General features: G+C 39.7%; 23 protein-coding genes. 12 read left to right on the forward strand and 11 right to left on the reverse strand.

The features are described 5' to 3' along the window. Positions 1 to 7 precede the first annotated feature (7 nt). Positions 8 to 937, reverse strand: coding sequence for a homoserine kinase (locus JET18_RS01995; RefSeq protein WP_202088946.1), 930 nt, complete (start codon positions 935 to 937; stop codon positions 8 to 10). A gap of 10 nt (positions 938 to 947) precedes the next feature. After that, positions 948 to 3,398 (reverse strand): bifunctional aspartate kinase/homoserine dehydrogenase I, encoded by a 2,451-nt coding sequence (gene thrA, locus JET18_RS02000; RefSeq protein WP_202088948.1) that lies wholly within the window; start codon positions 3,396 to 3,398, stop codon positions 948 to 950. Positions 3,399 to 3,769: 371 nt separating this feature from the next. On the opposite strand from thrA, the gene JET18_RS02005 reads away from it, so the two are divergent. From JET18_RS02005 to JET18_RS02030, 6 genes are all read left to right on the forward strand, one after another. Next, complete coding sequence (locus tag JET18_RS02005; protein ID WP_202088950.1) at positions 3,770 to 3,967, forward strand: bacteriocin-like protein; 198 nt, start codon at positions 3,770 to 3,772, stop codon at positions 3,965 to 3,967. A gap of 253 nt (positions 3,968 to 4,220) precedes the next feature. Beyond that, positions 4,221 to 4,391, forward strand: coding sequence for a bacteriocin-like protein (locus JET18_RS02010; protein ID WP_202088952.1), 171 nt, complete (start codon positions 4,221 to 4,223; stop codon positions 4,389 to 4,391). A gap of 44 nt (positions 4,392 to 4,435) precedes the next feature. Continuing rightward, positions 4,436 to 4,621, forward strand: coding sequence for a bacteriocin-like protein (locus JET18_RS02015; RefSeq protein WP_202088954.1), 186 nt, complete (start codon positions 4,436 to 4,438; stop codon positions 4,619 to 4,621). 34 nt (positions 4,622 to 4,655) lie between these two features. Continuing rightward, entirely contained in the window at positions 4,656 to 4,826 is a 171-nt protein-coding gene (locus tag JET18_RS02020) for a bacteriocin-like protein (RefSeq protein WP_202088956.1), read from the forward strand. A 36-nt stretch (positions 4,827 to 4,862) separates the two neighbouring features. Then, entirely contained in the window at positions 4,863 to 5,036 is a 174-nt protein-coding gene (locus JET18_RS02025) for a bacteriocin-like protein (RefSeq protein ID WP_202088958.1), read from the forward strand. An 84-nt stretch (positions 5,037 to 5,120) separates the two neighbouring features. Next, positions 5,121 to 5,315, forward strand: coding sequence for a hypothetical protein (locus JET18_RS02030; protein WP_202088959.1), 195 nt, complete (start codon positions 5,121 to 5,123; stop codon positions 5,313 to 5,315). A 33-nt stretch (positions 5,316 to 5,348) separates the two neighbouring features. Here JET18_RS02030 and nadA read toward each other — a convergent pair whose 3' ends face one another. The 3 genes from nadA to JET18_RS02045 form a co-directional block, all read right to left on the reverse strand. After that, positions 5,349 to 6,368, reverse strand: coding sequence for a quinolinate synthase NadA (gene nadA, locus JET18_RS02035; protein ID WP_202088960.1), 1,020 nt, complete (start codon positions 6,366 to 6,368; stop codon positions 5,349 to 5,351). Between the two features lie 96 nt (positions 6,369 to 6,464). Further along, the gene (gene gmk, locus JET18_RS02040; RefSeq protein ID WP_202088961.1) at positions 6,465 to 7,037 is read right to left on the reverse strand and encodes a guanylate kinase; all 573 of its coding nucleotides are present in this window, start codon (positions 7,035 to 7,037) and stop codon (positions 6,465 to 6,467) included. A gap of 107 nt (positions 7,038 to 7,144) precedes the next feature. Beyond that, positions 7,145 to 8,002: a YicC/YloC family endoribonuclease gene (locus tag JET18_RS02045; protein WP_202088962.1), complete on the reverse strand. Its 858-nt coding sequence runs from the start codon at positions 8,000 to 8,002 to the stop codon at positions 7,145 to 7,147. Positions 8,003 to 8,134: 132 nt separating this feature from the next. Between JET18_RS02045 and miaA the strand changes: the two genes are divergently transcribed. Together miaA and JET18_RS02055 are read left to right on the forward strand one after the other, a co-directional pair. Then, positions 8,135 to 9,046, forward strand: coding sequence for a tRNA (adenosine(37)-N6)-dimethylallyltransferase MiaA (gene miaA, locus JET18_RS02050; RefSeq protein WP_202088963.1), 912 nt, complete (start codon positions 8,135 to 8,137; stop codon positions 9,044 to 9,046). A 91-nt stretch (positions 9,047 to 9,137) separates the two neighbouring features. Continuing rightward, positions 9,138 to 9,755 carry a SixA phosphatase family protein gene (locus JET18_RS02055; RefSeq protein ID WP_202088964.1) on the forward strand — a complete coding sequence of 206 codons (618 nt, stop codon included), beginning with the start codon at positions 9,138 to 9,140 and terminating at the stop codon, positions 9,753 to 9,755. 69 nt (positions 9,756 to 9,824) lie between these two features. On the opposite strand, the gene JET18_RS02060 is transcribed toward JET18_RS02055, so the two are convergent. From JET18_RS02060 to JET18_RS02075, 4 genes are all read right to left on the reverse strand, one after another. Continuing rightward, the gene (locus JET18_RS02060) at positions 9,825 to 11,237 is read right to left on the reverse strand and encodes an efflux transporter outer membrane subunit (protein ID WP_202088965.1); all 1,413 of its coding nucleotides are present in this window, start codon (positions 11,235 to 11,237) and stop codon (positions 9,825 to 9,827) included. 276 nt (positions 11,238 to 11,513) lie between these two features. Beyond that, complete coding sequence (locus tag JET18_RS02065; protein WP_202088966.1) at positions 11,514 to 14,693, reverse strand: efflux RND transporter permease subunit; 3,180 nt, start codon at positions 14,691 to 14,693, stop codon at positions 11,514 to 11,516. A 144-nt stretch (positions 14,694 to 14,837) separates the two neighbouring features. Continuing rightward, the gene (locus tag JET18_RS02070) at positions 14,838 to 15,998 is read right to left on the reverse strand and encodes an efflux RND transporter periplasmic adaptor subunit (RefSeq protein ID WP_202088967.1); all 1,161 of its coding nucleotides are present in this window, start codon (positions 15,996 to 15,998) and stop codon (positions 14,838 to 14,840) included. Between the two features lie 360 nt (positions 15,999 to 16,358). After that, a complete protein-coding gene (locus tag JET18_RS02075) occupies positions 16,359 to 16,955 on the reverse strand; it encodes a TetR/AcrR family transcriptional regulator (RefSeq protein ID WP_202088968.1) in 597 nt (198 codons plus the stop codon). A gap of 388 nt (positions 16,956 to 17,343) precedes the next feature. On the opposite strand from JET18_RS02075, the gene JET18_RS02080 reads away from it, so the two are divergent. Next, positions 17,344 to 17,901: a thioredoxin family protein gene (locus tag JET18_RS02080; protein ID WP_202088969.1), complete on the forward strand. Its 558-nt coding sequence runs from the start codon at positions 17,344 to 17,346 to the stop codon at positions 17,899 to 17,901. A gap of 952 nt (positions 17,902 to 18,853) precedes the next feature. On the opposite strand, the gene JET18_RS02085 is transcribed toward JET18_RS02080, so the two are convergent. Next, complete coding sequence (locus tag JET18_RS02085; protein ID WP_202088970.1) at positions 18,854 to 19,759, reverse strand: AraC family transcriptional regulator; 906 nt, start codon at positions 19,757 to 19,759, stop codon at positions 18,854 to 18,856. A 123-nt stretch (positions 19,760 to 19,882) separates the two neighbouring features. On the opposite strand from JET18_RS02085, the gene JET18_RS02090 reads away from it, so the two are divergent. From JET18_RS02090 to JET18_RS02100, 3 genes are read left to right on the forward strand one after another with little or no spacing between them, the layout of a single operon-like run. Continuing rightward, positions 19,883 to 21,112, forward strand: coding sequence for an MFS transporter (locus tag JET18_RS02090; RefSeq protein WP_202088971.1), 1,230 nt, complete (start codon positions 19,883 to 19,885; stop codon positions 21,110 to 21,112). A gap of 2 nt (positions 21,113 to 21,114) precedes the next feature. After that, positions 21,115 to 22,593 carry a trehalase family glycosidase gene (locus JET18_RS02095; protein WP_202088972.1) on the forward strand — a complete coding sequence of 493 codons (1,479 nt, stop codon included), beginning with the start codon at positions 21,115 to 21,117 and terminating at the stop codon, positions 22,591 to 22,593. Positions 22,594 to 22,613: 20 nt separating this feature from the next. Further along, positions 22,614 to 25,070 carry a TonB-dependent receptor gene (locus JET18_RS02100; protein WP_202088973.1) on the forward strand — a complete coding sequence of 819 codons (2,457 nt, stop codon included), beginning with the start codon at positions 22,614 to 22,616 and terminating at the stop codon, positions 25,068 to 25,070. Positions 25,071 to 25,300: 230 nt separating this feature from the next. Here the strand turns inward: JET18_RS02100 and JET18_RS02105 are convergent, their stop codons facing one another. Further along, a complete protein-coding gene (locus tag JET18_RS02105) occupies positions 25,301 to 25,939 on the reverse strand; it encodes an MBL fold metallo-hydrolase (protein ID WP_202088974.1) in 639 nt (212 codons plus the stop codon). Positions 25,940 to 26,009 lie beyond the last annotated feature (70 nt).

Below are 26,009 nucleotides of genomic sequence, written 5' to 3' on the forward strand. Positions count from 1 at the left end.
TTTGGCTTTAGTACTCTTTTTCAACGATCTCGATCCCGACAGGATTTATTTTTGATATATACACAAAACTTTCAATCCCAATATCATCATAAACAGATTTCATCATCCCGGCAATATTTTCTGCAGTTTCCTTTTTTTTCGCCAGCATGAATATGGAAGGTCCCGAACCGGAAATTCCACCCCCAAGTGCGCCAAGCCTTAGACTTTTTGTCTTGATTTCTCCAAATTTTGGAATCAGGATGCTTCTTACAGGTTCTATAATCACATCGTTAAGGCTTCTTCCAATCAAAGGAATGTCATTTTTAAGAATTCCCGTAACCAACCCTGCGATATTTCCCCATTGCTCTATGGCGTCTTTAAACAGGATGTTTTTCTTTAAGATCTGTCTGGCATCCGAGGTTTTGACTTCCACCTGCGGATGTACCGCAATCACAAACAGATCCGGAGTGCTCAATGGAATAATATCAATAGGAGCCGTGGATTTCACAAGGGTAATTCCTCCATAAATACACGGTGCAATATTATCTGCGTGGCGTACCCCTGAAGCAAGCTCTTCACCGAACATGGCAAAATGAACGAGCTCCTGTTTGGACAAGATATTTCCCAGTAACACATTGGCCCCAAAGGCGGCTCCGGCGGCGCTAGCCGCACTGGAGCCGAGCCCGCTGCCCGGCTTGATATGTTTACGGATCGTCACTTCAAAACCTGCGGTAAGATTTAAATCCTTTTGAATGTGCTGAAGCACAACACCTGCTACATTGTTCGAAGGATCTTCCGGAAGCCCGAAGTGGTCTTCATGTTTGATGATAATCTCGGGACTGTCCGTTAATTTCACTTCCATTTCATCATAAGGCTCATGAATAGCCATTCCCAGGATATCAAATCCGCAGACCATATTGGCAACGGTAGCCGGAACTTTTATTTTTATTCTTTTCATAATTTTACATTTAAACTGAACGTATAATATCTGCGAAAACACCACTGGCAGTGACTTCAGCGCCTGCTCCGGCTCCTTTTACTACAAGCGGCTGCTCGGAATATCTCAGTGTTTTAAAGATGACGATATTGTCTTTGCCGTAGAGGTGGTACAGATCGCTGTCGGGAGCTACGTGCTGAAGGCCTACTTTAGCTTTTCCGTCTTTAAATTCAGCAGTGTATTTTAAGATTTTGCCGTTTTTTTGAGCGTCATTCAATAAATTTTTAAAATGATCTTCATATTCGGTAAGCTTTTCGTAGAAGTTTTCTACACTTCCGTGGAGACATGCTGAAGGCAGGAAACTTTCATTCTGAATATCTTCAAACTGAAGTGCATAACCGGCCTCTCTTGCTAAAATTAAAATTTTGCGGGCTACATCGGTTCCTGTAAGATCAAGACGTGGGTCCGGTTCAGTAAAACCTTCTTTCTGTGCCTGAGCCACCACTTCCGAAAATGTTCTGCTGCCGTCGTAATTATTAAAAACAAAATTCAGGGTCCCGCTTAAAACCGCCTGGATAGAAGTGATTTTATCTCCGCTTTTGATGAGGTCATTAATGGTTCCGATGACGGGAAGTCCGGCGCCTACATTAGTTTCAAAATAAAAACGGCAGCTGTGATTACGGGCTGTGTTTTTTAAATTTTTATAAATCTCAAAATCAGAAGATGCTGCGATTTTGTTGCAGGCTACAATATTAATACTCCTTTTTAAAAGACCTGCGTACACTACCGGAACTTCTGAACTGGCTGTAATATCGATAAAAACAGAATTCCTGAGATTCCTGGAAATAATTTCTTCCGCAAATTCGTGAATAGAGGCAGGGACCCCTTTTTCACTCCAGTTCTCATAATCGCTTTCAGAGATTCCCTGATCTGAAAAAAGCATTTTACGGCTGTTGGAAAGTCCCGCGATTCTTAAATTGATCAGATTATTCTCCCGCAAATAGGCATTCTGTTCAAAGATCTGCTCCACAAGTTTTGAGCCCACATTTCCGGTTCCGCACAGATAAAGATGTACCTGTTTGATTTCAGATTCAAAGAACTCCTCATGCAGAACGTTGACTGCTTTTTTAGTGTCTTTTTCTGAAACTACAATGCTGATGTTTCTTTCCGAAGATCCCTGGGCAATGGCTCTGATATTAATCCCGTTGTTCCCCAGACATCCGAACATTTTGGAGCTGATACCGCTTCTGTTCTTCATATTTTCTCCTACCAGCGCAACAATGGAAAGTCCGGTTTCTATTTTTACAGGTGCTGTTCTCTGCAGTTTTATATCATCTGCAAATGATGCATTAACCGCACTTTCCGCATGATACACATCTTTTTCATTAACGGCTATCGTAATGGAGTGCTCGGAAGATCCCTGAGTAATAAGGATAACATTTATTTTTTCATAGCTGAGACACTGGAAAAGCCTGGCGGAAGTTCCGGGAATTCCCACCATGCCGCTGCCTTCCAAAGTAAGTAGGGCAATCTGGCTCATATTCGAAACTCCTGCTGCTGCTTCCTGGTTTTCATCCTCCGAAATTTTTAAACGGTGGGAAACCAAAGTGCCCAGGGCATCCGGATCAAAAGTGTTTTTGATCTTAAGGTCAATGTTTTTCGCCATCACAGGCTGTATGGATGGCGGATACAGAACCTTAGCCCCGAAATGGGAAAGTTCCATCGCTTCGTGATACGAGATTTCCGGGATGGTCTTGGCATTGGAAGCCAGTCTCGGATCGGCAGTCATCATACCGCTCACATCCGTCCAGATCTGAAGTTCCTGAGCAGAAAGGGCTGCCGCAATGATGGCTGCGGTATAATCTGAGCCGCCTCTGCCTAATGTTGTGGCATTTCCATGCGGGTCCCTGGCAATAAAACCTGGGGCTACAATGATCTGATTGATATGATCGGCCGCAAAATTTTGCAGATTCTTATCAGTAGCTTCGAAATCTACTTTTGCATGGGTGAAATTACTGTCCGTTCTGATCTGCTCAGCGGAATTCATCCAAAGACAATCCAATCCCTCGTGCTGAAATCTGGCGGCAATGATATTGGAGGAAAGGAATTCTCCGTATGATGTGATCCTGTCTCTGATTTTGTCTGTGAATTCACCTAATACAAAGATGCCATTGTAGATATCTTCAATATCGTTAAAATGTTTTTTCACGAAGCTCAGCCATGAACTCTGTGCTAAAACAGGGATAAGTTCTTTGACGAGTTCCAGGTGTTTTTCTTCCAGATTTTTGATGACCGGGATATAACTTTCATCTTTCACAGAAGCATGTTCTGCGGCTTTGATGAGGTGGTCTGTGACACCGTGCAGGGCTGAAACTACAACAATTATTCTGCTCTGTAAAGATTCTTTTTTAAGAATGTTTTCTGCCAGAAGAATATTCCGGGCGTTGGCAACAGAGGTACCACCGAATTTTAAGATTTTCATCTATTATTTATTTGAAGTTGGATAAAATGAAATGTTTACTCTTTAAAAAAAAAGAGTACAGGGACTGAAATAATATGTGAAAATATACCCCGTTATGGGGTAGTTGTTGTAGTTGTAGTCATGAAAATAGAAACAGCAGAAAGGTCCGGAAGAAGTGATTCCGGTGCAGAGATAGCTGATATGTTTCTTAGAAAATTCATTGTTGACTGTGACAAATGTACAAATTATTTTGAAACGGGCAACTTTTAACATGATAATATATATTTCCTTTTTAAGAGAAATATTTGCTGTAATTGATTAAAAATCTTATATTTAGAGAACTAATAACGAGTGAATGTTCAATCAAAATTTAATTTAAAATTAAAACTACTATGAAAAATTCAAAAAAATTAAGCAGAGAAAATTTAAGAAGTATTATCGGAGGAATGGGAGACAGCTGTGCTGTTGACCTTGACTGCGGACCAACAGGTTGTGCCAAGTGTACAGATTTGAGAGGCCGTAAAGTCTGTTTTTACCTTTACCCTTATGATCCGTCGATTCCAGGGAGCTGTCCGGTTCTTGAGGGTTAGGAAATCGTATTAAAGACGAGGAATCTGTTGTGAAAATATTAAAATTATTTATGAAACAGAATAATCAGGACTGTCTGTAAAAGAGGGTCCTTTTTTGTGTGAACAACAGAAATCACTAAAAAGGACGCACTTACTTAATAATTAGTCACGCCTGCTAATTCTGGCTTTGTTTTGAAGTGTTTACGGTTCATATTTGTTAATGATATGATTAGTAAGTGTAAAAAATTAAAATGAACAATCAAATCTAAAGATCATGAAAAAATTTAAAAAAATAACAAGAGAAGAATTAAAAACAGTGGCGGGAGCGGGTATAGATTGCGGACCGTTTCCATGTGTTTGTATTTATACGCATTACTGGTGTGAATACTTCCAAAAATGCATTCCAAAGGGAATTTATTGTGGAAAAATTCCGACAGAAGAATAAATAGATGTATATCAGGATATAATTAACAAACTAAAAACAATCATATGAAAAAATTTAAAAAGCTTTCGAGAGAAGAACTGAAAACAGTAAAAGGAGCAGCAGGAATTGATGTTCCGGTTGCTATATACTGCGGCAGGAACCGCAAATGGTGCGAAAAAGGAAAAATATGTATTCCTTCAGCAGCAAACTGCGAAGACTTTCATGTTAATGAAGGGGGCGGTGAATTTTAAGACCTTTAAGAAAACACATTAAAATAAAATCATTATGAAAAATTTAAAAAAACTTTCAAGAGAAGAAAAAAGTAAGATCAATGGCGGATTTACCGAGTTTCAGATTGAAACATGCGGAGGTGCCGCTTATGTATGTTTCAGAGGTGGTGGAGCCTGGGGCTGCTGGAGAAAACCCGGCGGTACATGCTATCCTCCGATGGTCTGATAAATTAAACTTAGATCAGTATCAAATAAAATTAATATGAAAAATTTGAAAAAACTTTCGAGAGAAGAAAAAAGCAAGATCAGTGGCGGATTTACCGAGTTTCAGATTGAAACATGTGGTGGAGCTGCCTATGTATGTTTCCGTGGCGGGGGTGCCTGGGGCTGCTGGAGAACACCCGGTGGAACCTGCTATGTTCCTATGTATAAGTAAATGAAGTTTTATTCTGTCTTCTGTGATATATTTTTTGAAAAATAAGTTTAAAGTATTATATTTATCAAACAAATTAAAATAAATATGAAAAATCGAAAGAAATTAGACAGAGGAAGCTTAAAATCAATTAACGGAGGAAATAACTGTTTTGAAAACTGTCCTCCCGGACCGTATGGCGTAGGACCGGAATATCCCAGATCATGTGATGATTTTCATGCGTTGCCTGAATGCTGTAAATTAAGGGTAAAAGTAGATTATTTCTGCTTTGGACCTATGTAATAAAAAAAGCACTGTGAAAACAGTGCTTTTTTGTTACTTTATACTTTTTGAAAGATCCAGCATAGCTTCAATCGGTTTCAGAGCTCTTAAACGAAGCTCTTCGTCGATAAGGATTTCCGGAAGTTCATATTTCATACACAGGTATAATTTTTCCATGGTATTGCGTTTCATGTAGAAACACTCTGAACAGTTACAGCTTTCATCAAAAACAAGAGCCGGAATAAGTTCTTTGTGAGGGGCACGTTTTCTCATTTCATGAAGAATTCCTTCCTCAGTGGCAATGATGAATTTCTGACAGTCGTCTTTTTCCACAAAATTTAACAGGGCAGAAGTAGAACCAATGAAGTGTGCTAATTTCAGTACCGCTTCCTCACTTTCAGGATGGGCAATTAATTTTGCATCAGGATTGTCTGCAAGCTGTTGGGCAATTCTTTCCATAGAAAATGCTTCGTGTACTACACAGCTTCCGTCCCAAAGAATCATGTCACGACCTGTTTTCTTAGATAAATATCTTCCCAGGTTTTTGTCTGGTGCGAAAATAATAGGTCGGTCCGTTGGTAATGCTTCGATTACGGTTTCAGCATTTGAGCTGGTCACGATGATGTCGCTTTCTGCCTTGGTTTCTGCGTTACAGTTGATGTATGTGGCGATCAAAGCATTAGGGTGCTGTTCACGCATCTTTCTCAGGCCTTCTCCTGAACATCCGTCTGCTAAAGAGCATCCTGCCATGGTGTCAGGAAGAACTACTTTTTTCGTTGGGTTCAGAATTTTAGCTGCTTCAGCCATGAAATGTACCCCGCAGAATACAATCATGTCTGCGTTGGTGTCTTTAGCCTGTCTTGCCAGCTGCAGAGAGTCTCCCAGGAAATCTGCAATATCCTGAATTTCTCCAGGCTGGTAATAATGGGCAAGAATCACCGCATTTTTTTCTTCTTTAAGTTTCAGAATGGCTTTTACCAATTCTTCTCCTTGAGGGATCGCTATATCTTTTATATCCAGAAATCCTCTTACAGGAATGGCAGATTTAGCTTTTTCTAATGTTTCGGTACTCATATCAACCTCAATTTTTTTTTGTTTATAGAAGTTAGAAATTAGAAGTTAGAGGTTAGAAATTAACTTACTTAAATAAGTGTAATGTACAACTAACTTCTAATTTCTAGCTTCTTCTATAAACTTTTTTATTAAACTTTCTATTTCTTTTTTTGCTTCATCAAGATCGGTATTAATGACGATCCTGTCAAATTCTTTTGCAAAGGTCATTTCTTCTCCTGCCTTTGCTACTCGTGTTTTGATGGTTTCTGCATCATCCGTGTTTCTGGAGATCAATCTTCGTTCCAATTCTTCTATGGAAGGTGGTTCAATGAAAATAGACAGGGCTTTTTCTCCAAAATATTTTTTTAAAGAAATTCCTCCTTTTACATCCACATCAAAGATCACCACTTTCCCCTGATTCCAGATTTTTTCCACTTCAGATTTTAAAGTACCGTAATATTTGTCAGTATATACTTCTTCATATTCTACAAAAGCCTCTTCCGCTATTTTCTGTCTGAATTCATCGGGACTCAGAAAATGATAGTCCACGGCATGCATTTCACTTCCTCTGGGCTGTCTTGTTGTACAAGAGATGGAAAATGCCAGTTCAGGAAATGTTTCCAGTGAATGTTTTACTAATGTAGTTTTTCCGCTACCGGACGGTGCTGAAAATATAATAACTTTATCCATTTATTAATAATTATGAATTATGAGTTATGAATGATGAGTTATTTTAATTTGATACATCAGCAAACGAGGCTAGAAACTTATAACTCATCATTGATAACTTATAACTTTTACAAAACGTTTAACGTCTGCTCTTTTATTTTTTCCAAATCATCTTTCATCATGACCACCAGTTTCTGGATTTCTGCATGATTGGCTTTTGAACCTAAAGTATTGATCTCTCTTCCGATTTCCTGGGAAATAAAACCTAATTTTTTCCCGTTAAAATCTTCATTGTCCATTACTTCCTGATAATATTTAAGATGCTGGGTCAGGCGTACTTTTTCTTCTGCAATATCAAGTTTCTCCGTGAAATAAGCCATTTCCTGGTAGAAACGGGTCTCGTCTACATTTTCAAACTCTTTTAAAGACTTCTTATAGCGCTCTTTTACCGCAGTGATTCTTTCTTCTTCAAAAGGAATAACTTCGGAAAGATACTGATCAATATTCTGGATATTTCTTGCCAGCTCTTCGTGTAAAATATTGCCTTCCGCTTTTCTGAATTCCATGAAACGGTCTACAGCTGCGTGAACAATAGCTGCCAGAGATTCCCATTCTCCTTCGGTAAGCTCGTCGGGTCTTGAAGTGATGGCATCCGGAAGACGTACCGCCATTTTCAGGTATTCAAAGTCCGGACCGTCTGAAGCGATATTGCGAAGTTCATTGATATAGGAATCAATTAAACTCTTGTTGATTTTCACATCGTTCGATTCTTCAAGGTTCTCCAGATTGATGTAGCAGTCTACCTTTCCGCGGATAATTCTGTCGTTAAGAATTTTTCTGATCTCAAATTCTTTTTCTTTATACCGCAATGGTACTTTGATATTTAAATCAAAGCTTTTACTGTTCAATGATTTAATATCTATCGAAATCTTTTTCCCTTCAAAAACACCTTCGGCCCTGCCGAATCCCGTCATTGATAAAATCATAGTTTTTTATTGTTGTACAAAGATAAACATTTAAATTAGCACTGTGAAATCGCAGTGATTGGGAAACCACAAATTAATGATGAAGATTTAAGATTCCATATGACCCTTAAAAAATCAATAGATAAACTACATATGAAAAATTTAATTTCTGTTGTAGGACCCACTGGAATAGGCAAAACGAGACTGGCCATTGATCTGGCGAATTATTTCGGGACGGAAATTGTTTCGTGCGATTCCCGTCAGTTTTTTAAAGAAATGAAAATAGGTACCGCATCGCCTTCGGAAGAAGAGCTGGCAGAGGCTCCCCATCATTTTATCGGAAATCTTTCCGTTCAGGAATATTATTCCATAGGGCAGTATGAGGAAGATGCACTGAAAAAACTCAACGAACTTTTTATGAATCACAACACCGTTATTTTAGTCGGTGGAAGTATGATGTACGAAAAGGCGGTTATTGAAGGGCTGAATGATCTGCCTGAGGCCGATGAAGCCAATCAGAAAAAACTTCAGGATATTTTTGATAAAGAAGGCATAGAAAAGCTCCAGGACCTCTTAAAGGAACTTGATCCCGAGTATTTTGAAGTGGTGGATTTCCACAATCACAGAAGACTTTTACGCGCTATTGATGTAATCTGGCAGACGAATAAAAAATATTCCGAACAGATCGCCGTTTCGCAGGATTCCCGAGATTTCAATGTGATCCGGATAGGAATTGAAGCACCGAGAGAAGAGCTGTATGACCGGATCAACAGAAGGGTAGATATCATGATGGATAAAGGATTGCTCGCGGAAGCGGAAAGTCTGGAAAAATTCAAAGATCTTACTGCACTGAAAACCGTGGGCTATTCAGAGCTTTTCAAATATTTTGAGGGAGAATGGGACCTGGATTTTGCGGTTTCTGAGATCAAGAAAAACAGCCGGAGATATGCAAAACGCCAGCTGACGTGGTACCGAAAAGCGGATGACATTCATTATCTGCCATTAGGCTATTCACAGGAAGATTTTGACCATTTAATTGAATTTATTTCCATTTCGAATCAATAGAAAATTCAATAAAAAGTTTTATCGTTTTTTTTTATTTAAATTGGTCTTGAAAATATGACAATTTCCAAAAACCATTTAAATCGATTGAATTATGAAAAAACTAATTATATCGGGTTTGATACCTCTGATGATCTTCACAAGCTGTGAAAGAGCTTCCAGCCAGGAGACTCAAAAGGAGAATATCGTAAATAATGTTCAGAATACTGAAAACCCATTAGGCATTCCCCTTCCTTCAGAAATCAGCAGTACAGAAACGGTATGCATTCTGCTGCGTCATGCGGAAAAAGAAAATTCAGGAACAGATCCTGATCTTACCACTGCCGGTAAGCTGAGAGCGGACGAACTGAAACGTTTGCTGGGAAATGTTCATATAGATCATATTTATACCACACCATACAACCGTACACGCCAGACAGCCATGCCGCTGGCAGAGAGTAAAGGAATTGTTGTTAAAGAATATACGCCGGCTGCTACTCTTGCTGCAACCCAATTATTTATTAGCAATATTCTTGCACAAAACCAGGGAAAAGTTGTTGTTATCGTCGGTCATTCCAATACAGTTCCTGAAATGGTAAAAGTATTGAGTAATAATGCATTGAATGTGACAATCAGTGAGACGCAGTTTGACAATATATTTATTACAAAAAACTCTGCAGCCGCGGGATCAGTGTTTGCTGTCCAGAAAAAGTTTGGACAAAGTACGCCGTAAATCTGAGCTCTATTAAAAAATGCGGTCCCTGAATCAGAGACCGCACTAAAAACAATATAATTAAATTTACTACTTCCAACCGCCGCCAAGCGCTCTGTAAAGATCTACAATGCTGCTCAGTCTCTGTCTTTTTACGGAAGCAAGATTCAGTTCAGCCTGCAGGGAATTTCCCTGAGCTGTAATCACTTCCAGATAATTGGCCATACCGCCTTTGTAAAGCATTTCGGCACTTTTTATTCCGTTTTTCAAGGTGGTTACCTGTTCTGCTGCTTTTTGTTCCTGAACTTTTAAGCTTTCATTGGAAACCATGGCATCAGAAACTTCACCTACTGCATTTAATACGGACTGACGGAAAGCCAGAACGTTTTTCTCTCTTTGGATTTTAGCCACATTCAGATCTGTTTTCAACTGTCTTTTCTGGAAAATAGGCTGGGTAATTCCTCCCAGTACAGATCCGAACAGGGACGCAGGAATCTGAAACCAGTTATCAAATTTGAAAGAATTCACACCACCGTTAGCTGTAATTTTCAAGGCAGGATACATATTAGCCTGAGCAATTCCCACCATTGAATTGGATTCTAACAGAACAAGTTCCTGCTGACGGACATCCGGACGACGGCTTACCATCGCTGCGGGAAGTCCTGCGGAAATATTCTGCGGAAGGGATGTATCAGACATTTCAATCGTTCTGTTAACTTTATTTGGATTTTCACCTACAAGAATACTTAAAGCATTTTCCTGGATGGCAATATTTTGCTCCAGCTGAGTGATCAGAAGTTCTGTAGACTGCTTCTGAGCGGTAGCCTGCTGAACTCCCAAAGAAGTGGTATCACCGCTTTGCCACATTTTTTCAGTGATGGAAAGGGTATTGGTGCTTAATTCAAGATTAGATTTGGCGATCTGGATCTGTTTGTCAAGCATCAGTAAATTATAGTATCCCTGAGCAATCGCAGCTACAACCTGTGTCTGTACTGCTTTTGTCGCTTCATAAGTCTGCAGATACTGCATTCTTGAAACTTCCTGCTGGTTTTTAATTTTCCCCCAGATATCCGCTTCCCATGTAAGGTTGAAGGCAGCATTATAATCTTCAACGTGGCTCTGGCCTAAAAATGAATTTAAGCTTTTCCCGTTCATACTGTTTTCAGAAGGTTTTGAAATCTGCGCAGAAACAGCGAAACCTACGTCAGGATATTGAAGAAATTTAGCCTGTTTCAGTTTCTCCTGAGAAGAAGCTACCTGTTTTAAAGCAATCTGAAGATCATAGTTATTTTTAATTCCTTTTTCAATCAGTCCCTGTAGAATAGGATCGCTGAAAAACTGTTTCCACTCCAGATTGGCGATGCTTGCTGTATCAGCAGTAGCGGTATACTGGAACTTTTCCGGAAGCTGCAGGTCCGGCTCCGTGTATGCCAGTTTGGACACGCACGAAACCGAGGCCACAGCCAATATAAAAGTTAGAAAAATATTCTTTATTCTTTTCATAATTTTTTTGAATAAATTTTTAATTGAGTACAAAAACTTTGAGAAGTTGCTATACAAAGTGTCTTTAGTAGGAGAGTGCTTTGCTTTATTTTAATTTGACCACAGATTTTCACAGATTCTATGTATATTATTCTGCATAAAAATCTCTGATTTTTTTTTAACTTATGTGAACTTCTATTTATTCCAATAGAAAACTTCAAATAGCTTAAGTGTTAAAAACTTTTGTGACTTTTGTGGTTCAAAATATTCTCAAAGTTTTGTACATCATTTTATTTATTAATGAGCGGCTGTTAAAAGTTCCTCCTGTTGTTTTTTCAGAAGTCTTCTCTTTTTTCTGCTCGGCATTTTTTCATGCAGATACTGGAAGATCACATACATAACCGGAATAATGAAAATCCCGAATACTACTCCTGTAAACATCCCTCCTACAGTACTGATCCCGATAGAGTGGTTCCCTTTTGCCGCTGCACCCTGCGTCCAAACCAATGGAAGCATACCGATGATGAAGGCAAATGAGGTCATCAGGATAGGTCTCAGACGCAGTCTTGAAGCCTGAAGCGCAGATTCAATCAATGTTTTTCCGGCTTTTCTTCTCTGAACGGCAAACTCTACAATCAGAATCGCATTCTTCGCGAGGAGGCCTACAAGCATAATCAAACCTACCTGAACGTAAATATTATTGTCAATTCCGGCTAATCCCGTGAAAGCAAATACCCCGAAAATCCCTGTAGGAACTGTAAGAATAACAGCGAACGGAAGAATATAGCTTTCATACTGTGCTGCCAGAAGGAAATACACAAATAATATACTTAAAAGGAAAACAAAGGCAGTCTGGCCGCCGGTTTTGATCTCTTCACGGGTAATCCCGGTCCATTCATATCCGAAACCTCTTGGAAGCGATTTCGCTGCTACTTCCTCCACTGCTTTAATGGCATCTCCGGTACTGTAACCAGGTTTTGGAGTTCCGTTAATGGTAACGGCCGTGAACAGGTTATTTCTCGTTACGGTTTCAGGTCCGAAAGTCCTTTTCAAAGTCACTAAAGTCTTTACAGGAACCATTTCGCCTGCATTATTTTTAACATAAATTCCTTCCAGTGAATTGGCATCCGTACGGTAAGGAATATCTGCCTGAGCCATTACCCTGTAGTACTTTCCAAATCTGTTGAAATCTGAAACGAAGCTGCTTCCGTAATAAATCTGCATGGTCTGCATCAGTTCTGTCACCGAAACGCCCAGCTGATTGGCTTTATCCGTATCTACATCAATGGTATACTGTGGATTTCCTGCTGCATATGTGGTAAATGCAAAGGCAATTTCCGGACGTTTCATCAGTTCCCCGATGAAGGCCTGAGTAGTTGTTCCCAGTTTCTCAAAAGAGCCGTTGGTTTTATCCTGAAGCATGAATTCAAAACCGGAAACGTTACCAAAACCTTGTACGGTAGGGAAGTTGAAGAAGAATGCATTGGCATCTTTTACCTGGGCAACCTTTCCTGTCAGCGTGGCTGCAATCTGGTCCGGATCCTTCATATCGCCGCGGTCTTTATAATCTTTAAGTTTAATAAAACCTGCAGAATAAGGAGAAGCGTTGGCATTACTGATGAAGTTCATTCCATCCGCTACCCAAAGGTGGTTCATGGCTTTTTCACTTTTTACAATCTTATCGATCTGCTGTGTAGCTCTGTTCGTTCTTTCAAGGGAACTTCCCGGAGGCGTATTCACTGCATACAGAACAAATCCCTGGTCTTCCGTTGGAATAAATCCTGTAGGAGCTTTTTTAATTAAGAAAACACTTGCGGCAATGATGAGTGCTAAACCTCCTACGGCAACCCATTTGTTTTTAATTAAAAATTTAAGACTGTAGATATATTTTCTCGTCATATTATTAAAGGCCACATTGAACGCATTGAAAAACTTCGCTCCAAAACCTTTTTTCTGACTGTGTTCTCCATGTTCTCCCTGAGGATCATTCAGGAATAAGGCACATAATGCAGGACTCAATGTCAATGCGTTTACGGCTGAGATCATAATGGCAATCACCAATGTGAAGGCAAACTGTCTGTAGAAAACGCCAGCAGGTCCCTGCATGAAACCAACCGGAATAAATACCGCACACATCACCAGAGTGATGGAAATAATGGCCCCGGAGATCTCACTCATGGAATTTGTGGTAGCCTGTTCTACCGGCATTCCGGTATGCTCCATCTTGGAATGGACGGCTTCCACCACAACGATGGCGTCATCCACTACAATACCAATGGCGAGCACCAATGCGAACAGCGTCAACATGTTGATGCTGAAACCAAACAGCTGCAGGAAGAAGAAGGTACCGATAATGGCCACCGGAACCGCAATCGCAGGAATTAATGTAGATCTGAAATCCTGAAGGAAAATATACACTACAATAAATACAAGGATAAATGCAATGACCAAAGTTTCAACAACCTGATGAATAGACGCATCCAGGAAATCCTTGGAATTGTACATGATGATTGGTTTCACCCCTTTCGGAAGGGTAGTGGAAAACTGATCCACCTGCTTTTCAATCTCAGTAAGAATGTCGTTGGCATTGGAACCGGCAGTCTGCAGAATAGCGAACCCGGCTACAGGTTTTCCGTCAACCCTGTTGGCTGCTGTATAGGTATAGGAACCGAATTCTACTCTTGCTACATCTTTTAATCTCAGGAATGAACCGTCATTATTAGCTTTGATGGCAATATTTTCGTAGTCTCCGTTTTGGTTTAATTTACCTTTATACTTTAAAATATATTCGTAAGTTTCCTTACTTCCCTGTCCCAAACGTCCCGGGGCAGCTTCTAAGTTATGGTCTTTGATGGCTGCCATCACTTCCTGTGGAGAAAGATTATTGGCTGCCAGACGGTCCGGCTTCAGCCAGATTCTCATGGAATAATCCATAGTTCCGAAAACCTGAGCCTGAGCAACCCCCGGAATACGCTGTATCTGCGGGATGATGTTTATTTTAAGGTAGTTTTGCAGGAAAAGCTCGTCATATTGTTTAGGGTCGTCACTGGACAATCCCATGAACATGATCATACTGTTCTGTACTTTCTGTGTGGAGATCCCGGCCTGAACTACCTCCTGAGGAAGCTGGCTCATGGCTTTGGATACACGGTTCTGAACGTTTACAGCAGCATTATCCGGATCTGACCCCTGCTTGAAGAATACACTCAGGGTCATAGTACCGTCGTTACTTGAGTTGGAGGTCATGTACGTCATGTTCTCAACCCCGTTTACAGCCTCTTCAATAGGCGTTGCTACTGATCTTGCTACCACTTCTGCGTTCGCTCCCGGATAAAAGGCCGTTACCTGAACACTTGGCGGTGCAATGTCCGGGAACAGCGTAATCGGCAGGTTGAAAACCGACAGGGCGCCCAGCAATAGCAGTATGATGGAGATGACCGTTGAAAGTACCGGTCTTTCTATAAATTGTTTTAACATAAGAAGTTTATTTTTTTATAGGCTTAAAACTGTATCAATTTGATTTCCACTTAAATAACCAAAGTTTTTAAACGCTTTTATGACTTTTGTGGTTAAAATTGATAAGCTTAAACCGTTCTTATAAATAGTTCGTATTCAGAGTCCTTACAAAGGCTTGGCTCTCAGCAGGCTGTCAGACGAAATGGCTTTCGGCTTGATAGAAGCACCATCCTTCAGACTCCCGATTCCGGTGTATACGATTTTCTCTCCGGGAGCAATCCCTTCTGAAATAAAGTAATAGCTTTCCGTTTTTCCTGAGATTTTAACCGGTTTGCTGGTTACTTTGTTGTCCTTTCCTAATGTGTACACATAGGTTTTATCCTGAATTTCGAATGTAGATTCCTGTGGAATGACAACGGCATTGGAAAGCATCTGAGGCATACGCACTCTTCCCGTGTTTCCGGTTCTTAAAGCACCCTGTGCATTAGGGAAAACAGCACGTACACTGATGGCTCCCGTTGTTTTATCAAACTGGCCGTCTACAATGCTCATCTTTCCTTTTTCAGGATAAGTGCTGTTGTCTGCGATCACAAGATCTACCATCGGCATATTTTTCAGCTTTTCATCTAAAGTAGCTCCCGGATATTTCTTCTGAAACGCAATAAAATCCAGTTCGCTTAAAGAGAAATACGCATAAATCTCGCTGATGTCCGATAATAAGGTCAATGGATTAACATCTGTTCTTGAAATCAGGCTTCCTTTTTTGTAAGGAATTCTGCCGATGTATCCGCTTACCGGCGCTGTAATGGTGGTGAATCCTACGTTGATTCTTGCATTTCCAACGGAAGCTTTGGCTTGTGATGAAGCAGCAACGGCAGCAGCATAATTGGCTTTGGCTGTTTTAAGCTGTACATCAGAAACCACTTTCGCGGCTACCAGTGGCTGAAGTCTGTCTACTTCCACTCTGGCTTTTTCAATATTGGCATTGGCAGCCTGAAGATTGGCCTGCGCCATATTCACCTGCTCGCCATACGCTCTTGAATCTATTTTAAATAATGGCTGTCCGGCTCTTACGTAAGAACCTTCTTCCACATAGATCCTGTCCAGGTATCCGTCTACCTGAGATCTGATCTCTACATTGTTTTTACCTTCCAGTGCGGTAGGGAATTCCTGATATGTTGTCGCTGGAGATGTGATCACGGTGTAAACCGGAAGTTCCGGAGCAGGCGGTGCTGCATTGGAACCTTCTGCTGCTTGGGTACAGTTCTGCAAAAGGATAATACTTGATATAAGTACAATAAACCTTATTTTTCCAGGTATTTTCATTGTTGGTTTAATTTTTTTAATGAAGTGTTAGATTTAAGTAATAGTGTTCTTTTAATAAATTCCGTTATTTTTCCTAACAGTGTTAATGAATAGTTCAAAAAAAATTTCAGAATTTTTAATAAAGGAGTCAGCGCGTCATTTTCATAATAGTTGCCTGTTTTTAATGTTGGTATGTTGATATAATGAGGTGTATTAATTATGTGTTAATTTATCTAACAGTGTTAAGTGAAAGGCTAGAGTTTTCCGGAAATTGATGGATTATGGCTTCCATGGCTTCTTTTTTTAGTTTTTAAATTGAATAATTACTTGATATCCGATGTTATTTTTCCTAACGGTGTTAATTTTTGATTCAAAAAAAATTTACAGAGACTTAACAAAAGCAGAAACCGTTTCGTCCAAAGTCGTTTTATTCATTGTAGAAGGAATATCTGTATTTCTCATCATCATAATAGAGATCAGCCCGTGTACCGCAGAAAATAAAGCGTGCGACATATGGCAGGCGTTGTCTGTATTGTTTCCGTTCTTCTTGATAATGTTGTAGGTACACTCATAGATCAGGTCCTGGAATGAAGAAAACTCTTCTTTCATCTGGCCCTTACCGCTGCACTGCATTCCCAAACCAAACATCAGCTGATAGTATTCTTTATTCTTAAAAGCAAAATTCCAGTAAGCATCTACAATGGCCGTAAGCTGCTCTTCAGGTGTTTCAAATTGTCTCTGAGCTTTTAATAATTCTATATGAAGACAGTGGAAACCATTGATGGAAATTTCATACAAAATGGCTTCTTTGTTTTCAAAATAATCATAAACCACAGGGGCACTGTACTCAATAGCATCTGCTATCTTACGCATCGAAAGTGAAGCCCAGCCCTCTGTTTTAGCCAAACCGAAAGCCGCCTGCAAAATATTTGCACGGATGGATTCTTTTTCTCGTTGACGGCGTTCATGTAAGCCCATGATTTTTATTTACTAACAGTGTTAGCAAAACTACAAACTTTTTAAGATATCTTCCAAATAATATTTAATAATTAACATAAGTTCGGGAGAAGCCATTTCATTTTTTATCGTGAAGAAAGGAAGTCAGAAGCTCGAAGAGGGAAGTTATTGAAGCCTAAAATATAAATACAGGGGTGTTTTATTGATTTTTTAAAACAGCTTCAATAAATGTAGGAGAAACTGTTAAGTACTTACCGTCCCATAGTAACTTCCATCCTCCATCTTCCGTCTTCCATCTTAATTTCTTACTGTGAATCAGGTTAATTAACATTTAACGCAAGTTTATAAATTCCTGAATTGGCTTATATTAAAAGAAACTTTATCTTTGCGGATAAAGAAAATAAAGGATATGAATACTCCCTCAAATATGCTGGCTCTAGGAACCAAAGCTCCTTTTTTTGAGCTTCCGAACCCATCAAAAACCAATGAAGTTCAGTCTCTGGATGAACTCAAAGGAGAAAAAGGAACACTGGTGATCTTCATGTGCAACCATTGCCCGTTTGTTCTTCATGTGATTGACAAGATCAACGAATTATATGAAGACTATAATGATAAAGGAATTGAATTCATTGCGATTAACGCCAATAATGTAGAAAAATATCCGGCTGATGCTCCGGAAAAAATGATCGAATTCCAGATCGAGAGAAAATTTGATTTTCCTTATTTATATGACGAAAGCCAGGCGGTAGCAAAAGCCTACGATGCTGCATGCACGCCGGATTTTTATTTCTTTGATGATAAATTAGACCTGATCTACAGAGGGCAGATGGATGATTCAAGACCAGGAAACAATAAAGATGTTACCGGAGAAGATTTGATCATTGCTTTTGAAAATCTTTTATTGGGTGAACCTCAGGAAGAAATCCAGAGACCAAGCATGGGATGTAATATCAAGTGGAAGGAGTAGGATTTAAGGTTCAAAATTCAAAGTTTAAAGTTCAAGGTTTAAAGTTTAAAGTTTTTGGCTTTACCTGTTATAATACAGCTGTTCTTTTTTAGAGCAGCTTTTTTATTTTCCAGATGAATCTGCTTTATCTGCTGAATCCGCGTGAGATAAAAAAGATAATCAGAAATAATCTCTCGCAGATTAAGCGGATCAAACAGATCTTTTATGGTATCCCAGTCTCTTTAGTATTAGCAATGTCATGCTGAGCGGAGTCGAAGCATTTGAATAGCAGTTTTAATGCATAAACACTTGGTCAATCTGTGAGCGATTTTTCAAAATAATAGATAAGCCGGTCCATAATTTTATCTCCCGCAGATTGCACGGATCCCGCGGATTCTATGAATAATGATCTGTGAAATTTGTGAGATCTGTGGGAAACAAAACACTATGGCTTCTTACAATATATATGAAAGATGCTTCGACTCCGCTCAGCATGATAGTGGCAAGTTGAAAGTGTATTTTTTTTAAAATCCAGCTGTAATGGAGAGCGATTTTCAAAATAATAGTTAAGCGGGTCCATAATTTTATCTCCCGCAGATTTCACGGATCCCGCAGATTTGATGAATAATGATCTGTGAAATTTGTGAGATCTGTGGGAAACAAAACACTGTAACTCCTTACAATATCTATATGAAGGATGCTTCGACTCCGCTCAGCATGACAATGGCAAGTTGAAAGTGTATTTTTTTTAAATCCAGCTGTAATGGAGAGCGATTTTTCAAAATAATAGTTAAGCAGGTCCATAATTTTATCTCCCGCAGATTGCACGGATCCCGCAGATTTTTATGAATAATGATCTGTGAAATTTGTGAGATCAGTGGGAAACAAAACACTGTAACTCCTTACAATATCTATATGAAAGATGATTCGACTCCGCTCAGCATGACAGTGGCAGGTTGACAGTGTATTTTTTTTAAAAACCAGCTGTAATTTTCACCTCTTTTTCAACCTTCAGATCCACATTCACTTTATTGTGCGAGAAATTCTTTATAAACTCAGAAGGTGTTTTCTCCGTATATTTTTTAAACATCCGGTTAAAATAGGTCACATTATTAAACCCGCAGCTGTAACTGCATTCTGAGATACTCATATCCTGAGCCATCAGCAGACAGGCCTTATTGATGCGGTACCGGTTCACAAATTCTGTAAATGTAATCTGGGTCGCTTTTTTAAAGAAATTGCAGAAAGCCGGAAGCGTAAGATTGGCGAGCCTGGCGACGTCTTCAATATTGATCTCCTTGTCGTAATGATGTTCTACGTAAGTAAAAATATTCTCGAGGCGTGTTTTATTTTTTGAGATGATGGTGTACGGCATAATTTCTTTATTCAAAAGATCATAATCCTTACATTGAGAAAGCTCGAACAGGATTTCAAGGAGCAGAAGATATCTTTTGTAGCCTTCCGATTCCAGCATGAGTTTCAACTTCGGAAGCATGGCTTTTTTGATCTTATGATGAAAATGAATTCCGTATTTTGAAAGTTCCAGCAGGTTTTTAATAGACCGGGCTTCCACTTCCTGCTGAGGAAACTGAAGGATTTCTTCCCGGAACTGCAGGACAATCTCTTCATGAGGATCGGTAGAATTTAACCCAAAACCGGAGTGCGGAATATTAGACCCGATCAATACCAGATCACCATTTGTATAATTGCTTTTGTGATAGCCTACGTGGCGCGTTCCATTCCCGGAAATGACACATACCAGCTCGATTTCCGGATGATAATGATATTCCCATTTGAATTCGCAGATGGGCGAATTGTTGTGCAGGGTTCGGAAGGAGCTTTTTTCACTGGGGATTATTCTTTCAAAACTAACTTTCATCTCATTAATCGTATTTATTCAATAAAAATACTAATTATATTAATATAGTTCAAATATTCATTTATTGTGTTAAATTAATGTTAAGCGAAATGCTTCTATCTTAGCCGACAAGAAATGATCTCCATGAAAAATTTCAACATTAAGGCTGTACTGTTTTTAAATTATTTTGTTTTCGCGATTCTTCTGAATTCCGTGGGAACAGTTATTTTACAGGTCCAGCAGAACTTCGGAATTTCAAAATCTTCGGCCAGTGTTCTTGAAGGTTTTAAAGATCTTCCGATTGCCATATGTTCATTTATCCTGGCATCATTTCTGCCAAAAATCGGGATCAAAAACTCTATGCTTGTCGCTCTTTTTCTGGTAAGCTGCATGTGTTTTGTGATGCCTTTTTCCAATGATTTCTGGTTTTTCAAATTACTGTTTGCGATTGTAGGAATCTCTTTTGCGTTAATAAAGATTTCAGTCTTCACTTCGATTGGGCTTGTGACGGATACGGATAAAGAACATTCCAGTTTTATGGGCTTTCTTGAAGGCTTTTTCATGATTGGTGTACTGGCAGGAAATGTACTTTTCAGTTTGTTCATCGATGATCACAATCCGAAATCAACCCAATGGCTGAATGTATATTGGGTATTGGGAGCCGTTTCTTCCTTATCATTTTTGTTTTTATTCTTTTCAAAATTAAATGAAAGCGCAGCTAAAAGTGAGAAAACCGATTTGCTGGGCGACCTGAAAAACAGCATCAGCTTATTCAGCTATAAAAAAGTATTGTTTTTTCTGCTGTGTGCCTTCCTTTTTGTATTGGTAGAGCAGAGTTTCCAGACATGGACGCCGACTTTTTATAAAGAAATTTTAAAACTTCCTACTTCTATGAGTATTCAGGCCGGAGCCGTTTTAGCGGGAGCTTTTGCGCTGGGAAGGTTTTTATCAGGCTTTTTCTCCAAGAAATTCAGCTGGATCTATGTAGTTTCTTTTTGTGTAATAGGTTTTGCCGCAAGTATCCTTCTGGTGCTTCCGTTAACCCACAATATTCAGATTGATGCAGGAACAGGGTGGTTCAATGCGCCGCTTGTGGTGTATTTATTTCCTTTGATGGGAGGTTTGCTGGCACCTATTTATCCAAGTATTAATTCTGTGATCCTGGCATCCATTCCAAAATATTTACACAGTGCGATGTCCGGACTGATTGTGGTTTTTTCTGCGATCGGAGGAACAATAGGTTCTATGATCACGGGTTTTGTTTTCCAGGAATTCAGCGGGCAGCAGGCTTTTTATCAATCCCTGATACCGCTTTCACTGCTGATCATTTCAGCCATTTTCATGAATAAATTAAAAATAAATCCTAAGAAATAATAATGAATAAACAGCTTTACATCAACGAAATCCAGGTTCTTTTTGATGACGTTCAGAGAGCCAGAATCTTTGAAGACCAAAAGATGATGACTGATGCCGTTCCTGTGTTTCCTGTTTCGGAGATCAATGCGGCGTATGAAAAAAAGAAGGGAAGTGAAGGATTTGATCTGAAGGATTTTGTATTGGCAAATTTTGATTTCCTGGGAGCGAAAATTTCTATCCACAGGGAAGAGCAGCTGCCGATTGACCAGCATATTGAAAAACTTTGGGATGAGCTGACCCGTACGGCTTATGAAGAAAAAGGAACATTGCTGAAACTTCCTAAACCCTACATCGTGCCCGGAGGCCGTTTTAACGAGTTTTTCTACTGGGACAGCTATTTTATCATGCTTGGACTGCAGGTTTCAGGCAGAACAGAAATGATGGAAAACATTATAGAAAACTGTTCCTATTTAATTCAGAATGTAGGTTTTGTTCCGAATGCAAGCAGAACACATTTCCTGAGCCGTTCGCAGCCACCGTATTTTTCGCTGATGCTGGATCTGCTTTTTGAAACGAACCACGACGAAAATATTTACATAAAATACCATGAGACACTGGAAAAGGAATATGCTTTCTGGATGAATGGTGAAGAATGGCTGGACAACGATTCCACCGTAAAAAGGGTAACAAAAACAAAGAACGGAGATGTTCTGAACCGTTATTATGATGCAGAAAATGCACCGCGCCCTGAAAGCTATCTGATTGATATTGAAGACAGCGAAAACACGGGCGAAGAATTTTACAGAAACATAAGAAGCGCCTGTGAATCCGGCTGGGACTTTTCCAGCAGATGGTTTGCAGACGGAGAACATATACAGACGATAGAAACGCTGAACATTGCAGAAGTAGATCTGAACAGCCTTTTATGGCACTTGGAAAAAACTCTGGCAAAATCGTCAGCGCTTCAGAATCTGACAGAAAAAGAAAATTATTTTACTCAAAGAGCAGCAGGACGCAGACAGATGATCAACACTTACTTTTGGGATGAAAACACTGAATGTTATAAAGATTATCATTTAAAAAAACACAAAAACACACCGTCTGAACATATTGCTGCTCTTTACCCTTTATTTTTAGGACTGGCAGACGCTCAACAGGCAGCATCTGTCGCTGAAAAGATTGCGGAAAAGTTTCTTTATCAGGGAGGTCTGGTGACTACCACGAAGAAAAGCGGCCAGCAATGGGATCTTCCGAATGCCTGGGCACCTTATCAGTGGTTAGGATTTAAAGCCATGAAAAACTACGGTTTTGATGAGCTTGCTGAAAAAATAAAAAATAACTGGTGCGGAAATGTGGAAAGGGTATACAGCAACACCGGAAAATTAATGGAAAAATATAATGCATTAGACACTGAAACCATTGCGGGAGGCGGAGAGTATCCGAATCAGGACGGATTCGGGTGGACAAACGGGGTCTATCTCAAATTAAAACAAAACTAACTCTATAAAAATCATATGCTATGAAAAAAAGATCGATATTTTTAATGGCTGCCACCGCTACGCTTTATTTCAACAATGCGTACGCCCAGGAAACTCCGCAGGACTCCATCAAAACATCTTCTATAGATCAGATCGTTATTACCGGGAACTCCGGCCCGAAAAAGAAAATAGAATCCAGTACGGCTATTTCCACTTTTACAGCCAAAGAAATTCAGAAACAAAACCCGATCAGTGCTGCAGCCCTTTTGCAGAGAGTTCCGGGCTTTGCTGTGGAAACTTCGGGAGGTGAAGTGGGAAATAACCTTTTTGCGAGAGGCATACCTTCTGCGGGAGCCTACGAGTTTGTGCAGGTTCAGGAAGATGGTCTTCCGGTTTTTGAAGACGGGGCGCTTCAGTTTGCGAATGCGGATAATTTTTTCCGTGTAGATAATTCAGTGAGCCGTCTGGAAGCTTTGAGAGGAGGTTCAGGATCTATTTATGCGAATAATTCTCCCGGAGGTCTTATCAACTTTATTACTAAAGAAGGAGGTAATGATTTCAAAGGAACAGCCAAGCTGGAAACCAGTACCTACGGCCTGATGCGTACCGATATTAACGTAGGTGGCGCATTGGTTCAGGATAAACTTTTCTTCAATGTAGGCGGTTTCTACAGAACGGATGACGGAATCAGAAAAACAGGTTTTAAAGCGAACAACGGAGGACAGATCCGAATGAATCTTAAGTATGTCTTTGATAAAGGCTATGCAAAAGTATATTACAAAAAACTGGATGACAGAAATACATTTTACCTTCCGATTCCTTTATTGCAGGACGGAAACAGTCTGAAAGAATTCCCGGGCTTTGATGCCAATTACGGAACCTACAGCTATAGAGCGATTGGCCAGTTGAGTATTCCACAGGCGGGTGGAGGATTTTTCAAAAGAGACCTTGAAAACGGAATCCATCCGAAAGTAGATGTATTAGGGGCAGAATTCAAGTATGATCTTGGAAATAATTTCAGCGTCCTGAACAAGACGAGATATACGAATATCAATATGGAATATACAGGGATGTTCCCTGCGGGAGCTCCTAAACTGGCTTCCGACTATGCTACCGGTGCTGTAAAAGACGGTGGACTGGGGATGAGCAATTATCAGTATTCCCTGGTGAGTAACGGTGCTGTTGTAAATCCTCAGTATATACAGAAACTAGGATTCTGGGCGATTGACAAGCAGATGAATAATTTCGTGAATGATTTACAGTTCAATTATAAATTCGACAAAGGAAATGTAACGGCAGGTTTCTATAAATCCAACTGGAAGTCTCATCAATACTGGAACTGGAGCAATATTTTAACAACAGCAACAGACAGGCCGCAGCTTTTAAATCTGGTTAATCCGTCTATGGCGCCTTCAGATACAGGATATTCCCAGACTTATAATGGCGTAAAAGATATGTCGTTCCTGATCAGGGATTCACAGATCCAGGGAAGTCTTAATGATATTTACTTAAATGCAGATTATAATATCACAGATGCATTGAGCGTTAACGGAGGAATGCGTTACAGCCGTGATTTCTATAAAGGATACGGAGTAAACACCACAACAGCAAATCTGAATAATTCGGGGTTGAGTACTGACGGTACCCATGGATTTGATACTACTACAGCAGATGACAATATGGCCGTATTGGGGAATAAATATACCTACTGGTATTATGACATCAGCAAAGTATCTTATACCCTGGCTGCCAACTATAAAATCAACAGAAATAATGCGGTATACGCACGTTTCTCTCATGGTTTCAGATCTCCGAATGAAGAGGCGTATTACAATAATATGTCAGATCTGAGTGCCATCAAAGCGGTTGATACGAATCAACTGGAAGTGGGATACAAATATTACTCACGTACTTTCGATATCGGAATTATTCCTTTCTATTCCACACTTAAGAATCTTTCGTTCACCGATGTATTCTCAGACGGAACTTCAGAAAATAAATTCGCAAACACTACGAATTTCGGGGTAGAGATTGAAGGCTATACAAGATTATTCAATAATATTCTTGAAGTGACATTCAACGGAACCATTCAGAATCCGAAATACAAGGATTTCACAGGGAAAAATGCGGATGGAACTACTTTCGACTTTGATGGAAATACGGTAAGAAGAATGCCTAAATTCTATTTCAATATTTCTCCTGCCGTAAATATCACGAAGGAATGGAGAGCATATGTAAGCATGAATTATTACGGAAAACGTTTCCAGAACGAAGGAAATACGGATGATAATATTCTGCCTTCATTCACCGAAGTAGGAGCAGGAATGTCTTATCAGTTAGGAAAGATACGTTTTGCAGTGGATGGCACCAATATCTTTAACACCATTGGAATCACAGAAGGAGATCCAAGATCCCAGACTGCAGCCGGAACAAATCTCAGAATGGCAAGACCCATCATGGGGGCGGCAGCGAGAGCTTCTATCACTTTAGATTTCTAGACTTATATTTATTTTCTTCATAAAAAAAACCGTCAGGATTTGTTCTGGCGGTTTTTGATTTTGTTGGGGTGTCAATTGTGAACTGTGAATTTTGCTTTGTAAGTGAATGGTGGCTTCGGGAACCTCAGCCACCGGATATTTGCCGTTTATCTAATACTTCCGGATTTACTTCAACACATATCCCGCATCCAGAAACTAACAACCAGAAACTCTCAAACTCGCACTCCGGTCTACTTAAAAAACGGATTATACTGCTTCTCAAAACCAATCGTCGTAGGATTGCCGTGTCCTGAGAAAACCTGGGTTTCATCATCGAGAATAAATAATTTATGGGTAATACCGCTGATTAACTGTTCGTGATTTCCTTTGTAAAGGTCGGTTCTTCCGATGCTTCCTTCAAACAGAACATCCCCCGAGATCATGAATTTCTGGGTTTCATTATGGTAAACAACACTTCCCGGAGAATGTCCCGGCACGTGGTAGATCTTAAATTTTTCTCCGTCCAGTTCAAGCTCTTCACCTTCATTAACGTATACGGTATCTGCTTTTACAGGATCTACAGAGAACCCGAATCTCATGCCGCTGGCCTGAAGCATATCCAGAACTTCCTGATCCTCCTGATGCATGTGAACAGGAACTTTAAACGTGTCAAAAGCCCATTGCAGACCGAGAACGTGATCGATATGAGCGTGTGTCAAAAGGATCTTCCGGATGTTCAGTCCGTTTTCAGAAATAAAGCCTTCAATAGCTTTGGTTTCCTGCTCATTCATATTTCCCGGATCTATCAGCCAGGCATTTTTATTGTCGTTGTAAAGGATATAGGTGTTTTCGCTGGCAAAATTGAATACGAAGCCTTGGATCTGAAGCATAACTGATATTTTTTTATTTCAAAAATACGATATTATTAAGAAAATCCCGATTTTTCGCTATCTTCGTCAT

The sequence above is a fragment of the Chryseobacterium endalhagicum genome, assembly GCF_016745235.1.
In the GTDB taxonomy this organism is placed as follows: Bacteria; Bacteroidota; Bacteroidia; order Flavobacteriales; family Weeksellaceae; genus Chryseobacterium; species Chryseobacterium endalhagicum.

What these genes read in the sequence shown, in the direction of transcription:
- gmk (WP_202088961.1), bottom strand. Translation starts at nt 7,037, where the DNA reads ATGGATAAAGTTATTATATTTTCAGCACCGTCCGGTAGCGGAAAAACT.
- JET18_RS02080 (WP_202088969.1), top strand. Translation starts at nt 17,344, where the DNA reads ATGAATACTCCCTCAAATATGCTGGCTCTAGGAACCAAAGCTCCTTTT.
- JET18_RS02095 (WP_202088972.1), top strand. Translation starts at nt 21,115, where the DNA reads ATGAATAAACAGCTTTACATCAACGAAATCCAGGTTCTTTTTGATGAC.
- JET18_RS02030 (WP_202088959.1), top strand. Translation starts at nt 5,121, where the DNA reads ATGAAAAATCGAAAGAAATTAGACAGAGGAAGCTTAAAATCAATTAAC.
- miaA (WP_202088963.1), top strand. Translation starts at nt 8,135, where the DNA reads ATGAAAAATTTAATTTCTGTTGTAGGACCCACTGGAATAGGCAAAACG.
- JET18_RS02005 (WP_202088950.1), top strand. Translation starts at nt 3,770, where the DNA reads ATGAAAAATTCAAAAAAATTAAGCAGAGAAAATTTAAGAAGTATTATC.
- JET18_RS02010 (WP_202088952.1), top strand. Translation starts at nt 4,221, where the DNA reads ATGAAAAAATTTAAAAAAATAACAAGAGAAGAATTAAAAACAGTGGCG.
- JET18_RS02105 (WP_202088974.1), bottom strand. Translation starts at nt 25,939, where the DNA reads ATGCTTCAGATCCAAGGCTTCGTATTCAATTTTGCCAGCGAAAACACC.
- JET18_RS02085 (WP_202088970.1), bottom strand. Translation starts at nt 19,759, where the DNA reads ATGAAAGTTAGTTTTGAAAGAATAATCCCCAGTGAAAAAAGCTCCTTC.
- JET18_RS01995 (WP_202088946.1), bottom strand. Translation starts at nt 937, where the DNA reads ATGAAAAGAATAAAAATAAAAGTTCCGGCTACCGTTGCCAATATGGTC.
- JET18_RS02075 (WP_202088968.1), bottom strand. Translation starts at nt 16,955, where the DNA reads ATGGGCTTACATGAACGCCGTCAACGAGAAAAAGAATCCATCCGTGCA.
- JET18_RS02100 (WP_202088973.1), top strand. Translation starts at nt 22,614, where the DNA reads ATGAAAAAAAGATCGATATTTTTAATGGCTGCCACCGCTACGCTTTAT.
- JET18_RS02090 (WP_202088971.1), top strand. Translation starts at nt 19,883, where the DNA reads ATGAAAAATTTCAACATTAAGGCTGTACTGTTTTTAAATTATTTTGTT.
- JET18_RS02060 (WP_202088965.1), bottom strand. Translation starts at nt 11,237, where the DNA reads ATGAAAAGAATAAAGAATATTTTTCTAACTTTTATATTGGCTGTGGCC.
- JET18_RS02020 (WP_202088956.1), top strand. Translation starts at nt 4,656, where the DNA reads ATGAAAAATTTAAAAAAACTTTCAAGAGAAGAAAAAAGTAAGATCAAT.
- JET18_RS02065 (WP_202088966.1), bottom strand. Translation starts at nt 14,693, where the DNA reads ATGTTAAAACAATTTATAGAAAGACCGGTACTTTCAACGGTCATCTCC.
- JET18_RS02055 (WP_202088964.1), top strand. Translation starts at nt 9,138, where the DNA reads ATGAAAAAACTAATTATATCGGGTTTGATACCTCTGATGATCTTCACA.
- JET18_RS02045 (WP_202088962.1), bottom strand. Translation starts at nt 8,002, where the DNA reads ATGATTTTATCAATGACGGGATTCGGCAGGGCCGAAGGTGTTTTTGAA.
- thrA (WP_202088948.1), bottom strand. Translation starts at nt 3,398, where the DNA reads ATGAAAATCTTAAAATTCGGTGGTACCTCTGTTGCCAACGCCCGGAAT.
- JET18_RS02070 (WP_202088967.1), bottom strand. Translation starts at nt 15,998, where the DNA reads ATGAAAATACCTGGAAAAATAAGGTTTATTGTACTTATATCAAGTATT.
- JET18_RS02025 (WP_202088958.1), top strand. Translation starts at nt 4,863, where the DNA reads ATGAAAAATTTGAAAAAACTTTCGAGAGAAGAAAAAAGCAAGATCAGT.
- nadA (WP_202088960.1), bottom strand. Translation starts at nt 6,368, where the DNA reads ATGAGTACCGAAACATTAGAAAAAGCTAAATCTGCCATTCCTGTAAGA.
- JET18_RS02015 (WP_202088954.1), top strand. Translation starts at nt 4,436, where the DNA reads ATGAAAAAATTTAAAAAGCTTTCGAGAGAAGAACTGAAAACAGTAAAA.